Annotated in this window: 11 protein-coding genes; 6 read left to right on the forward strand and 5 right to left on the reverse strand. The window is 60.2% G+C overall.

All coding sequences use genetic code 11. From position 1 onward, the window contains the following. Positions 1-2 precede the first annotated feature (2 nt). Positions 3-635, reverse strand: coding sequence for a TetR/AcrR family transcriptional regulator (locus tag FGO67_RS04245; RefSeq protein WP_203299454.1), 633 nt, complete (start codon positions 633-635; stop codon positions 3-5). A gap of 275 nt (positions 636-910) precedes the next feature. Here FGO67_RS04245 and FGO67_RS04250 point away from each other — a divergent pair, with 275 nt between their 5' ends. From FGO67_RS04250 to FGO67_RS04270, 5 genes are all read left to right on the forward strand, one after another. Further along, a complete protein-coding gene (locus FGO67_RS04250) occupies positions 911-1,132 on the forward strand; it encodes a hypothetical protein (RefSeq protein ID WP_203299455.1) in 222 nt (73 codons plus the stop codon). Between the two features lie 154 nt (positions 1,133-1,286). Then, positions 1,287-2,321 (forward strand): lipase secretion chaperone, encoded by a 1,035-nt coding sequence (locus tag FGO67_RS04255; protein WP_203299456.1) that lies wholly within the window; start codon positions 1,287-1,289, stop codon positions 2,319-2,321. Positions 2,322-2,462: 141 nt separating this feature from the next. After that, a complete protein-coding gene (gene hemB, locus FGO67_RS04260) occupies positions 2,463-3,479 on the forward strand; it encodes a porphobilinogen synthase (protein WP_203299457.1) in 1,017 nt (338 codons plus the stop codon). A 67-nt stretch (positions 3,480-3,546) separates the two neighbouring features. Further along, positions 3,547-5,688: a polyphosphate kinase 1 gene (gene ppk1 / locus FGO67_RS04265; protein ID WP_203299458.1), complete on the forward strand. Its 2,142-nt coding sequence runs from the start codon at positions 3,547-3,549 to the stop codon at positions 5,686-5,688. Positions 5,689-5,702: 14 nt separating this feature from the next. Further along, complete coding sequence (locus FGO67_RS04270; protein ID WP_203299459.1) at positions 5,703-6,992, forward strand: DUF945 family protein; 1,290 nt, start codon at positions 5,703-5,705, stop codon at positions 6,990-6,992. Between the two features lie 58 nt (positions 6,993-7,050). On the opposite strand, the gene coaD is transcribed toward FGO67_RS04270, so the two are convergent. From coaD to FGO67_RS04290, 4 genes are all read right to left on the reverse strand, one after another. Continuing rightward, positions 7,051-7,533, reverse strand: coding sequence for a pantetheine-phosphate adenylyltransferase (gene coaD / locus FGO67_RS04275; protein ID WP_203299460.1), 483 nt, complete (start codon positions 7,531-7,533; stop codon positions 7,051-7,053). Positions 7,534-7,599: 66 nt separating this feature from the next. Next, positions 7,600-9,192, reverse strand: coding sequence for a GMC family oxidoreductase (locus tag FGO67_RS04280; protein ID WP_203299461.1), 1,593 nt, complete (start codon positions 9,190-9,192; stop codon positions 7,600-7,602). 26 nt (positions 9,193-9,218) lie between these two features. Next, positions 9,219-9,857, reverse strand: coding sequence for a hypothetical protein (locus tag FGO67_RS04285; protein ID WP_203299462.1), 639 nt, complete (start codon positions 9,855-9,857; stop codon positions 9,219-9,221). A gap of 83 nt (positions 9,858-9,940) precedes the next feature. Beyond that, positions 9,941-11,386, reverse strand: coding sequence for a coniferyl aldehyde dehydrogenase (locus tag FGO67_RS04290; RefSeq protein WP_203299463.1), 1,446 nt, complete (start codon positions 11,384-11,386; stop codon positions 9,941-9,943). A 177-nt stretch (positions 11,387-11,563) separates the two neighbouring features. Between FGO67_RS04290 and FGO67_RS04295 the strand changes: the two genes are divergently transcribed. Beyond that, positions 11,564-12,256, forward strand: coding sequence for a TetR/AcrR family transcriptional regulator (locus FGO67_RS04295; protein ID WP_203299464.1), 693 nt, complete (start codon positions 11,564-11,566; stop codon positions 12,254-12,256). Positions 12,257-12,477 lie beyond the last annotated feature (221 nt).

A 12,477-nucleotide genomic window follows, 5' to 3' on the forward strand; every position in this document is an offset into this window, starting at 1 on the left:
GGTTATCTCCTGGTGCCGGTCAGTCCCTGCATGCAAAAGCGGATGATGGCATTGACCAGCGCATCGGTGTTGTCAGGTGTCGCCGCCGGATTCTGGCCGGCCTGGGTTGGTGACAGTGGGCCTACAAGGCTTTCCGCAATGGCACCTACCAGGCAGGTACTGCTCTGGCGGGCGTCCTGATCCGGCAGGCAGCCTTCGGTAATGCCTTCGCGAATCGCCGTTTCGAACAGGCTGGCGTAGGCCTTGCGGTACTTCAGTCGTTCTTCTTCTACTTTCGGGTCGACCGGCTCTGCTATCAGCGACCACGCCATCATGGGCCCGCGCAGGGCGCGTTCGGCAAATTGCCGTAGTGCCGTTTCCAGACGGGTTGCGGTGTTGCCCTCGGTTGCCAGCGCTTCTGCGACCTTGTCGACCTCGCGCTGAGTGGCCAGCCGGAATACGCCGGCAAACAGCTCTTCCCGGGATTCGAAATGCCGGTAAATGGTGCCTGTGGCAACGCCCGCGAGATCTGCAATTCGGGTAATACGAGCACTTCGGAACCCGCCATCCATAACGCACTGGAAGGTGCAGTCAACAATCCGTTGCCGCGCCTCGGCCTTGCGCTGGCGCATCTTCTCCGTTTCACGATAAGCCATGCCGGCTCCCTAGAAGTAGTGAATCACTATTCATTCTTTGTGTCAATTTCATGGGTTCCTGATTGAGCCTCATTTTGTCACATAAAATCAGTGCTTTATTAGCAGTTACAAAAAATTACAAAAAATGGGTTTGATTGAAATAGCGCAGTCACCGAAACAGGATTATAAAGACGCCAAGACGACGCCAAAGCCGGCCGTTCGTCGAGACTGAGTGTAGTTGCCCTGCGGGGCGCGCCGGCACTCGATTCTCTGTTTTCGTTGATGGGGAGAGCATCATGAGTGAATTCGACGAAAGCAATCTTGAACAACCCGGAAACTGGGGCCACGACAGCGATGATAATCATTCCATTGCTGGACGGGCGCGGGTTCGGGCGCAGCTGCAGGCTGATATCGAGGCTTACCTGAGCCAGGGTGGTGAGATCCATGAGATCGATACCCTCTTCCGCTCAGACGCACCGCGTAAAGTCGCTGTAGGTTTTAACAACCGATCCTTGTGATTAATGCCAGATCAGGTCGGGGCGATTAGTCCCGACTCTGTTTTTGACGCTGTTCTCGGCAGTTGGTCCCGCTCTGGTCTATCCTCGTGCCATTCCCTTCTGGCGGTTCTGAAGCAATACGCCAGCACCCAAACACCACGGATTCGCGCTGACCATGAGATCCCTTGCTCGCCCCTGCATCCTGATTCCGTTCATCCTGACTTTGCTGCTGGTGACCGGCTGGTATTTGCTGACGTCGCAAGCTGTCACTCCGGCGCAGACCTCGACCGAGCTCCGTCGCTCTGAAGCCGAATCCAGCACCGGCCTGGCAGCGGTCGCCACCGCCACAGCGCCATCGACGTTGGTAGGCCGGGCTAACGCTGTTTCGGTGCCGGAGCAGCTGCCGGCCTCATTGGTGGGTACCTCGGTGCCCGGTGGCTGGAACCAGGTCAACAGTGTCGGCGACTTGATTCCAACGCCGGCGCTGCGACAGTTGTTTGAATACTATCTGTCGGCGCTCGGGGAGGAATCGTTGGAGCAGCTGGTCGCCCGTATTGAACACACACTGTTGGCGCTGCAAGAGCCCGCACGCACCCAGGCTCTGGATACCCTGGGCGCCTACCTGGATTACAAGCTGGCGATTTCCGACCTGGAGGCCGGCTATGGCGGCGGCACCGAGTTGAATGCGGTGCAGATGCAGCAGCGCATGCAGGAAATTCAGGCCCTGCGTCGAGTCTGGCTCGACAGTGCCACCGCCGACGCGTTTTTTGCCCAGGACGAGGCGATCGATCGTTTTCAGATCGAGAAGCTTCGGATCAGCCGCGACTGGGGCCTGACCGAGGAGCAGCGCCGGGTGGCCCTGGCGCAGGCCGAAGATGCCTTGCCCGATCCATTGCGGCAGGCGCGTCGGGAAACCCGCCGGTTTACTGATTATGAAAAGGCGCGCCAGGAACTGGCCGATAACCCCGAGGCGCTGCAAAACTGGCGGCGGGAGGCCTTCGGCATCGAAACTGCGCAGCGGCTGCAGGCCCTGGAGCAGGAACAGGCAAACTGGAGCCAGCGCTGGCAAGCCTACTCCGCCCAGCGCCAGAGACTGCTGACATCCGGCTTGGCCGGGCCCGATCTGAAGCAGGCCATTGCCGACCTGCGCGACCAGCATTTCACGAATGCGGAGCGGGTTCGCGCCCGGGCCCTGGATTCAATCCGGTAACCGGAATGTCACGGGTGTTCCTCAACCTGTCGAGGGAGTCTGCAATGGGCGGCCCGTGCCGTGTATGATGGTGTGCAGAGTGCCAATCCGGCGCTGCCAGCAGTCTTTGAATGTCCGGCCATACCATCCAGGAGGTTATCCGTGCCGAGTCCGACTCCCCGTGCCTTTCCCGCCACGCGTCTGCGTCGCAACCGCGCCAGTAGTTTTTCCCGTCGATTGGTGCGGGAGAACCAGTTGACGCCGGACAATCTGATTTACCCGGTGTTTGTCCTGGAGGGCGAAGGCCAGCGCGAAGCTGTGCCGTCGATGCCGGGGGTAGAGCGTCTGAGTGTTGATCTGCTGGTTGAGCAGGCTGCAGAGCTGGTCGAGCTGGGTATCCCGGCGGTGGCGCTGTTTCCGGTGGTGGCGGCGGACCAGAAAAACCTGTCCGGTTCAGGTGCCTGGGACCCGGATGGCCTGGCCCAGCGTGCCGTGCGGGCGCTGAAACAAGCGCAGCCCGAGCTGGGCGTCATTACCGATGTCGCACTCGACCCGTTCACCACCCACGGCCAGGACGGCATCATCGATCAGGCCGGCTACGTGCTGAACGACGTTACCGTGGAAGCCCTGGTGAATCAGGCCTTGTCCCATGCCGATGCCGGCGCGGATGTGGTGGCGCCGTCGGATATGATGGACGGGCGCGTAGCCGCCATTCGGGAGGCGCTGGAGACGGCCGGGCATGTGAATACCCGAATCCTGGCCTATTCTGCCAAGTATGCCTCCAGCTATTACGGTCCGTTCCGGGATGCCGTCGGCTCCGCCACTAATCTGGGCAAGGCCGACAAATCGACCTACCAGATGGATCCCGCCAATTCCGATGAGGCGCTGCACGAAGTGGCCCTGGATCTGGCCGAAGGCGCGGACATGGTGATGATCAAGCCGGGCATGCCGTACCTGGATATTGTGCACCGGGTGAAGACCGAGTTGCAGGTGCCTACTTTTGTGTATCAGGTCAGTGGTGAATACGCCATGCACATGGCGGCGGCCGAGAACGGCTGGCTCGATGGTGACGCAGTGATGATGGAAAGCCTGATGGCCATGCGCCGGGCCGGCGCCGATGGCATCTTGACCTATTTTGCAGTGCGCGCGGCGCGCCTGATGAACCAGCCGGGACGCTAGAATCACGGACGACATGATCGCGTGGCCGGTGTCCGCCGCTCACGCCACAAACTCGAATTGAGGGACTATGACTACGGAAACCGCCAAGAAGCTCAAGGCTGACCCCGACCAGAATGTGCCGGCCCCGGTGGATATGCCGGCGCTTGGTGAGAGCCTCAATCTGGACGCCAGCGAGAACTACTTTAATCGGGAAATCAGTCAGCTGCAGTTCAATTACCGGGTCCTCAAGCAGGCGCTGGATACCACTCACCCGCTGATCAACCGGCTGATTTTCTGCTGCATTTTCAGCAGCAATATGGACGAGTTCTTCGAGATCCGGGTCGCCGGTCTGCGTCAGCAGATGAAGTATGGCCGGGAAACCGTGGGCATGGACGGCATGATGCCGGAGCAGGCGCTGGCCGAGATCAGCCGGGTTGCCCACGAGTATATCCACGAGCAGTACGACATCCTCAACAACGTGCTGATCCCGGAAATGGAGCAGCAGAACATCCACTTTGTCCGTCGGCGCGAGTGGACGCCGGCCCAGGCCGAGTGGGTGCGTACTTACTTCGAAGAAGAGATTCTGCCGGTGGTCAGCCCCATCGGGCTGGACCCATCTCACCCGTTTCCACGCCTGGTCAACAAGAGTCTGAACTTCATCGTTGAACTCGATGGTAAGGACGCCTTTGGCCGGGAAACCGGCATGGCCATCGTGCCGGCCCCGCGATCGCTGCCGCGCCTGGTGCGCCTGCCGGACGACGTGTGCGGCGGTGGCGAGAACCTGGTGTTTCTGTCATCGATGATCCACGCCCATGCCGACGAGCTGTTCCCGGGCATGGGAGTGAAGGGCTGCTATCAGTTCCGCCTGACCAGGAATGCCGACCTTGAGCTCGAGGACGATCTGGACGACCTGGCGTCGGCGCTCAGAGGCGAGCTGCTGAGCCGTCGATTTGGCGATGGCGTCCGGCTGGAAGTGGCAGACAACTGCCCGGATGAACTGACCCAGTTCCTGTTGACCGAATTTGGCCTGACCGCGCGGGACCTGTACCAGGTTCACGGCCCGGTTAACCTGACCCGACTGATGGCGGTGGGTGGTCTGGTGGATCGTCCGGACCTGACCTATTCCGGTTTCTCACCGTCGATTCCGAAGCCGATCCGCAGCAAGGATTCGATGTTCGACAGTATCCGCAAACAGCCGATCCTGTTGCTGCACCCCTATGAGAATTTCAGCCCGGTCGTGGATCTGCTGCGCCAGGCTGCCAAGGACCCCCAGGTGCTGGCGATCCGCCAGACCCTGTACCGCACTGGGGCAGATTCTGAAATCGTCGAAGCGCTGGCGGATGCGGCCCGGCGCGGCAAGGAAGTGACGGCGGTGATCGAGCTGCGGGCCCGGTTCAGCGAGGCCGAAAACCTGGAGCTGGCGAGCCGGCTCCAGGAGGCGGGTGTCATCGTGGTGTACGGGGTGGTTGGCTACAAAACCCACGCCAAGATGATCCTCATCGTACGCCGGGAGGAGGGCAAGCTGCGGCGCTACGTGCATCTGGGTACGGGCAACTACCACGCCGGGAACGCCCGCCTGTACACTGACTACAGCTTCATGACCTGCGACGATTCCATTAGTGATGACGTCAACAAGCTGTTCCAGCAGCTGACCGGCATGGGCAAGGCGTTGAAGATCAAGAAGCTATTCCACGCTCCGTTTACTTTGCATTCTCGCCTGATGAGCCTGATTGAGCGCGAAGCTGGCTTTGGCAAAAAGGGGCGTATCATCATGAAATTCAACGCTCTGACCGAACCGCAGTTGATCAAGGCGCTGTACCGGGCGTCCCAGGCGGGGGTAAAGATCGACCTGATTATCCGGGGCATCTGTTGCCTGCGGCCCGAAGTACCGGGGCTGTCGGACAACATCCGGGTACGCTCCATCATTGGCCGATTCCTGGAGCATACTCGGGTCTATTACTTCGGCAACAACCGGAGTCCGGATGTCTATTGTTCCAGTGCCGATGGCATGGAGCGCAATCTGCTCAGCCGGGTGGAAGTGGCGTTCCCGATTGAGGATCCGGCGCTGGTGGCTCGAATGCGTGAGGATCTGGATACCTACCTGGCAGACAATTGTCAGTCCTGGGCGTTGCTGTCCGATGGCAGTTACGTGCAGAAACAACCGGCCGAAGGCGAAGAGCGGCTGGCATCTCAACTGGTGTTGCTTGAGCGACTAACCGGTAAATCCTGAGGCGGAGACAGGTCTTGCAGAAAAAATGGATAATCACCGGCGTTGCCGTGCTGGCGGTAGCTGGGGCCATGCCCTGGGTTGTCGGCTTTGTTACGGAGCAGCAGTGGCAGCAGGCGACCGAGGAGATCAATCGTGCCCAGTCGTTCCTGAAGATGGAAACCGGCGCCTATCGTCGCGGGGTGCTCGGCTCGGAGCTGACCGGGGCCCTGGTGGTGCAGAATCCGGAGACTGGCGAGTCGCACCAGGTCGAGTACAGGGCCAATGTGACCCACGGTGTTACCGGCAGCCTGCTTGATTTCGAGCCGGTGAACGGCTGGTCGCCGGAAGGGCGTGAGTGGTTTCCTGAAGCCAAACCGAAGCTGACCCTGGAAACCCGCCTGTGGGGAAGTGCCACGCTGGAGCTTGAGGCACCGGTGATGACCATGACCAACGAGGTCACTGGCGAAACCCTGAACACCAGCGGTGGTCTGGCGCGTATCGAGATTAGCGATACTGGCTCCCAGGCCGACGCACTGATGGTATGGCCGACACTCAGCCTGTCTGGCCCTGAAATCGATATCCGTATGGCCGACATCCATATGGAGCAAACTCTGAATCACCTGATGGCGGACGTCTGGACCGGTGCCGGTGAGCTTGAGATTGGGTCAATGACGGTGGTCCATCGGGCTGAACCGCCGGTGGAGTTCCGGGACTTCAGTCTGTCCAGCAGCACCGAGACCAACCCAGAGCAAACCCGCCTGGATTCCCGGGTTACTCTGGAACTGGAGGAGATCATTCGTGGCGGCCAGGGCTACGGCCCCCACCGGGTTGAATTCGCTCTGGAAAATCTGGATCTGGCTAGCTGGAGTTCCCTGACCCAGGGCATGTCCGATCTGCAAACAGTGATGCTGCAAAACGGAACCTCGGCGCCAGCGGAGCCGCAGCAGCAAATGGCGGCCATGCAGCAGATCAATTTGGCCCTGCGGGAGCTGGCCTCGGCCGGATTTTCGGTGGGTATGCCTCAGCTGAGCCTAAGCACCCCAGAGGGCGTGGTCACCGGTAATGTCACCGTTCGTCATCCGGAGCTCAGCGCCGACGAGCGTGCGGGCATGTTGATGGTGATGCAGCGACTGACCGGCGACATGCAGCTGAGCGTGCCATCAGCATTGGCGGAGAATTACCCGAGCGTGCGCATGCAGCTGGCGCCGATGATCAAGCAGGGCCTGCTGATCAAAGACGGTGATCAGCTGGTGATGAAGGCGGTGATGAAGGATTTGATGGTAGACGTGAACGGCATGGAAATTCCGCTACCCCCGTTGCTTTGAGCAACGTTCAGCGTGACCGGGCCCCGGCCAGGGCCTGGTCGACCACGCCACCGTTACCTCAGGCCGATTTGAACTTCTGCTTCATAGCCGCCTCAACGGCGGGATCGACAAATTCCGAGACATCGCCACCCAGGGAAGCAATCTCCCGGATCAGGGTCGAGGAAATGTACGACAGGTGGTTCGCCGGGGTCAGGAATACGCTCTCCACTTCCGGCGCCAACCTCCGGTTCATGTCTGCCAGCTGGAATTCATACTCGAAGTCGGACACCGCCCGCAGTCCACGCAGGATGACCGTCGCTCCCTGGTCCCGGACAAAATCCGCAAGCAGGTTGCTGAAGCCGGTGACGGTGACGTTAGGAATGTGGGCGGTGGCCTGACGGACCAGATCACAGCGCTCTTCCAGGTTCAGCAGTGGCTGTTTCTTGGGGTTGTAGGCGACGGCAACCACGATGTGGTCGAACATGCGACCGGCACGCTCGATCAGGTCGGTATGACCATTGGTAATCGGATCGAAGGTGCCTGGGTAGATGACTTTCGGCATGCACAGCTCCTTAATTCGTGAGGCCTTAGAATACCAGCTTGCCGGTCATCCCAAAATGGCAGGCAATCAGCTCGTTAGTTTTGCGGCCAGCCGTGCGCTGTTTCGTGCTGCCAGGGCATAGATCGACAGCTGTGGGTTGGCCCCAATGCTGGTCGGGAACACCGAGGCATCGTGTACGCTCAGGTTGCTGACCTGATGGTGCTCGCCGAAGCCATTCACCACCGAAGATCGGGGATCCTGGCCCATGCTGCAGCCGCCCATCTGGTGGGCGGTAAACAACCGTACCCGGTGCGGTTCCATGGCAATGCTGTTGATGGCAGCCCGGGCTTCGCCCCAGCTGGTGTACCAGTCCGAGTCCAGATGCACCAGCCGGACCTTGCTTGCGCCGGCGGCAAATTGAATCTCCGCCATGGTCAGGTAGGCCTGTCTTAGCCCCTGCCAGAGGTAATCGGTGATCGGGTAGTCCAGAACCGGCGAGCCGTCGTCGCGCAGGGTCACCGTGCCCCCGGGGCTGTCGGGATGGAAACCGTCGCGCATCAGGGCGATGATAGACTGAGTCCAGGGCAGGCCCGCCATGGCGTCAATCTGTTCCGGCCCGTGGCCCGGAATCACGCCCGCCGACATGCCCGGATGCAGTGGCGGAACCTCCAGTTTGAAGCCGGCTGGTCCATCCACGCCATTCTTGAAGTTGAACTCATCGGAATAAATCGACTGGGGCGCACCGTAAAACGGATCCACTTTCTCCGGCATCTGGGCAATGGTGGCGTTTACCGGATGGATGAACGAGCGCTTGCCAACACGGGCGTGGGGATCCGGAATGTCCGAGCGTAACAGCAGGCCCGGAGAGCCGATGGCGCTGGCGGCAACCACAAAGTGGCGGGCTTTCAGGGTCACCGTGACACCGGACGGAGTAATGCCGTCCGCGGCCATGGCGCTCGCTTGCAGGTGATCAATACGGTCCTGGTTCATGATCAGGCGTTCTGCCCGAAGTCCGTGAAACAGTCGAGCCTGATGATCGAGGGCACCGGGAATGGTAGTCATCAGCGCGCCCTGCTTGGCATTGGTGGGGCAGCCCACGCCGCAGTAGCCCAGGTTCCAGCATCCTTTCACATTCCGGGGAATGGTCTGCCAGCTGTAACCGAGCTGTTCGCAGCCCTGACGCAGGATGTCGTTGTTGACGTTAGGGGGTGTCGGCCAGGGCGCCATGGTGTGACGCTGTTCCCGGCCATCAAACCAGGGTGCCATGGCCTCGGGGCTAAGGTTGTCCAGGCCGAAATTGTCGGCCCAGTAAGTCAGGGTTTGATCCGGGGTGCGAAAGCTGGAGGTCCAGTTCACCGTGGTCGAGCCACCCACGCAGCGGCCCTGAAGAATGGCGATGGCGCCGTCCCGGGTAGTCCGGCTCATGCCCTCCTGATACAGGCTGGCGTAAGCGCTGTGCTCATCCATGGTGAAGTCTTTCTGGTAGTACAGCCGCCCTTCTTCTACCAGGATCACGGACAGTCCGCTCTTGGCCAGGATTTCAGCGGTAGTGCCACCGCCGGCGCCAGTCCCGACGATGACCACATCGGCTTCGTGGGTCTGGTGGTCGGTCAGGGTGGTGGCATCGGTTACTTGCCAGCCTGCTTCCAGGCCCCGGGCAATGCGATCGGTTAACGACATGGATAGCTCCGTTACTGAGCGTGGAATCAGGCAGTCTTGAATTGGGGTAGGGCGTCAACAGCCCACTGGGGTGGCCCCGGGTAGCCCGACAGATGCCACTGGTCACGGCCGCCATAGAAGGCGACGTTGCTGATCTTGGTCAGGGCAATGTAGCCATTGTTGAACAGGCCGATACCGCTGGTGCGCCAGCGCTCCAGAAAGGCGTTGGCGTCGGCGGTGCTGACGTTGGGCCAGCGGGACCAGACACGGGCGATGGTCACCCGGGTGAAGCCAAAGGTCAGCAGGTCGAACAGCCGACGCAGTTCCTGTTGATTAGCCGGGCCGAAGTTGTCTATGCCGGCATCGATACGCTCAATGGTGCCGGCAACGGCCAGACGCCGCGCCTGAGGTTGTTCCGGCAGGGCCGGGCCAAACATGGCAGGCAGCAAGGCCTCGAACAAGTCGATATCGTCCCGGGTCAGGAACCGGAACTGGTAGCTGGTGTCCATGCGGGTGTCGATGGCGTCCAGCCGACCGGCCGGCGCTGTTGCGCAGCCGCTCAGCCCGGCGGTGGTGCTGACCGTGGCGAGAAACAGGGTGCCGCCCAGTCCGCTTCTCAGAAAGCTGCGGCGATCAAGCCGGGCAAATTCGGTGTCGCCTGATCGAGCGGCGGACGGGTCAAGCATGGCGATTTCCCTTCTTGTTATTGTCCCGGGTGGCTTGGGATGGTTATGGATGGCGGGGGCATTGCTTGCCCCCACGCCAAGTCTCAGCGGATGAAGAGTTTGTATATCATCTTGTGGGCAGCGGTACCGTGCGGTGCGTACACAAATTTGCCGCTGTTGAACTTCTGTTTGGCAAAAATAGCCCGGTGGTGGGAGAAGGTCAGGAAGCCTTCCTTGCCATGGTAATGGCCCATGCCGGAGTCGCCGACACCGCCGAATGGCAGATCATCCTGGGCCACATGCATGAGCGCATCGTTGATGCACATGCCGCCGGAGTGGGTGTTGTCCACCACATGCTGCTGCTGGCTCTTGTCGTAGCCGAAGAAATACAGGGCCAGCGGCCGGGGCCGATCATTGATGTAGTGCAGGGCCTCGTCCAGGCCGCTGTAACTGACCACCGGCAGCAGCGGGCCGAAAATCTCGTCCTGCATCACTTTCATGTCCGGTGTGGTGTTCAGGATCAGGGTCAGCGGAATTTTCCGGGTCCCATCGCCCAGGTTTTCCCGGGCCGGGTTGATTTCGATCAACTCGGCACCCTTGGCGCGGGCGTCTTCCAGGTAGCCTTGAAGGCGGTCGTACTGGCGCTCGTTGATGATGGCGGTGTAGTCGTCGTTGTCACGTAGGCTGGGGTACATGTCGGAGAAGCGGGTGCGGAACTCGTCCACGAAGGCCTGGACCCGGTCAGCAGGACACAGCACATAATCCGGGGCAACGCAGGTCTGGCCGGCGTTCAGGGCCTTGCCGAAGGCGATACGCTGAGCGGCGTCTTCCATCGGCACGTCGGGCGCGACAATGGCCGGGGACTTACCGCCCAGTTCCAGCGTAACCGGGGTGAGGTTCTCAGCCGCCGCCCGCATCACCAGCTTGCCAACCGAGGTCGAGCCTGTGAACAGCAGGTGATCGAAGGGGCGGGCGGAGAAGTCGGCGGCGACATCGGCCTCGCCGGTAATGACAGAAACCAGCTCTTCCGGGAAGGTGGCTTCAATAATTTCCTTGACCAGCGCCGAGGTGTGCGGGGTGAACTCGGACATCTTGATCATGGTGCGGTTGCCGGCCGCCAGTGACGCCACCAGTGGTCCCACCGCCAGGTACAACGGGTAGTTCCAGGGCACGATAACCCCGACCACGCCCTTGGGCTGGAAGTGCACTTTGTTGCTGGCGGGCTGGAACAGCACCGATACGTGCCGTTTCGATGGCTTCATCCATTCGCCCAGATGCTTCAGGGTGTAGTTGATGCCCTGGATAGACGGCATCACCTCGGCAATCAATGATTCGTCCCGGGACCGGCAGCTGAAATCCCGGTCAATGGCCTCGAGCAGGCGCTCTTGATTCGTCAGCAGCGTGCGCTTCAGGCGCTTCAGGTTTTCCTTGCGCTCAGTGAGCGAGGGCATGGGGTTGCTACGAAACGCCTGCTTTTGATCCTGAAAAACCCGGTGGGTGTGCTGGATCTGCTTTTTACTTTCGGTAAGCTGAACGACCGTGGCTCCCATACTCTGCTCCCCTCGCACAGTCGGCGTATCGGGCCGGTAGTGTGCGGTTTTGTGGTGGTGAAAAAGTGCGCAATTTGCGCTTAGCGGTATTATTAGAGTATATACTCTAGGGAGTCAAGCAGGGTACGGTGGCCTATCGGGCCATCCTCAAGGCACCTAACAACCGCCGGCAAGTTTATGAAAACAAGAGACAAGATTCTGCTCTCAAGTCTGGAGCTGTTTAACGAACGGGGCGAGCGTAACGTCACTACCAATCATATAGCGGCGCACCTGGCGATTTCGCCGGGTAATCTGTATTACCACTTCCGCAACAAGTCGGACATCATTTACGAGATCTTCCTCGAGTACGAAAAGCTGGTGGATTTCTACCTGGATATCCCCGAAGACCGGGCAATGACGCTCGCCGACATGACTTTCTACCTGGAGTCGGTGTTCGATGGCCTGTGGAGTTACCGGTTCTTTCACCGCGATCTGGAATACCTGCTGGACAGTGATCAGCGCCTGCGCCAGGACTACCGGGAGTTCACTCAGCGCTGCCTCACGGCCATCAATCGCATTTTCGAACGGCTGGCGGAGGCTGGCATCATCGAGGCGCAGCCGGAGGCTTTGCGCGCTGCCATGTCGTTGAACGTGTGGCTGGTGGTGACTAACTGGATGGCGTTCCTGAAAACCGCGCACGCCGAGGAAACCTACGCCAATCTGACCCTGAACGAGCTCAAACAGGGCATCTACCAGGTGCTGACCCTGGAGCTGCCATACCTCACGCCGGCCTATCGGGACCGTGTGCTGGAGCTTCGGGAGCAGTACCGGCCAACGCTGTCGGATCAGGAGGAGGCGGCACCTGAGCTGAGCCGGGTGGCCAGCCGCTAAATGTGTTCAAAAAGTAACCGCATCAGGGAACTTTCATGAACGCTAGCCATCATAACGAGTGGACGTAGGAAATCCGGACATTTCTTGCGTCTCCTGAGTGAGTTCTCAGGTTTTAGCACGTCGCAAACCCTGACGTTTCACCGGTCTGTCTCTGGCAGACCGGTTTTTTTATGTTTTTTCCCCGTTTCTGACGCCTGCCTAAGCTTGTCAGCACTTTTTGT

The sequence above is a fragment of the Marinobacter sediminum genome, assembly GCF_016820575.1.
GTDB classification, from domain to species: domain Bacteria; phylum Pseudomonadota; class Gammaproteobacteria; order Pseudomonadales; family Oleiphilaceae; genus Marinobacter; species Marinobacter sediminum.

What these genes read in the sequence shown, in the direction of transcription:
- FGO67_RS04245 (WP_203299454.1), bottom strand. Translation starts at nt 635, where the DNA reads ATGGCTTATCGTGAAACGGAGAAGATGCGCCAGCGCAAGGCCGAGGCG.
- FGO67_RS04250 (WP_203299455.1), top strand. Translation starts at nt 911, where the DNA reads ATGAGTGAATTCGACGAAAGCAATCTTGAACAACCCGGAAACTGGGGC.
- FGO67_RS04255 (WP_203299456.1), top strand. Translation starts at nt 1,287, where the DNA reads ATGAGATCCCTTGCTCGCCCCTGCATCCTGATTCCGTTCATCCTGACT.
- ppk1 (WP_203299458.1), top strand. Translation starts at nt 3,547, where the DNA reads ATGACTACGGAAACCGCCAAGAAGCTCAAGGCTGACCCCGACCAGAAT.
- coaD (WP_203299460.1), bottom strand. Translation starts at nt 7,533, where the DNA reads ATGCCGAAAGTCATCTACCCAGGCACCTTCGATCCGATTACCAATGGT.
- FGO67_RS04280 (WP_203299461.1), bottom strand. Translation starts at nt 9,192, where the DNA reads ATGTCGTTAACCGATCGCATTGCCCGGGGCCTGGAAGCAGGCTGGCAA.
- FGO67_RS04285 (WP_203299462.1), bottom strand. Translation starts at nt 9,857, where the DNA reads ATGCTTGACCCGTCCGCCGCTCGATCAGGCGACACCGAATTTGCCCGG.
- FGO67_RS04290 (WP_203299463.1), bottom strand. Translation starts at nt 11,386, where the DNA reads ATGGGAGCCACGGTCGTTCAGCTTACCGAAAGTAAAAAGCAGATCCAG.
- FGO67_RS04295 (WP_203299464.1), top strand. Translation starts at nt 11,564, where the DNA reads ATGAAAACAAGAGACAAGATTCTGCTCTCAAGTCTGGAGCTGTTTAAC.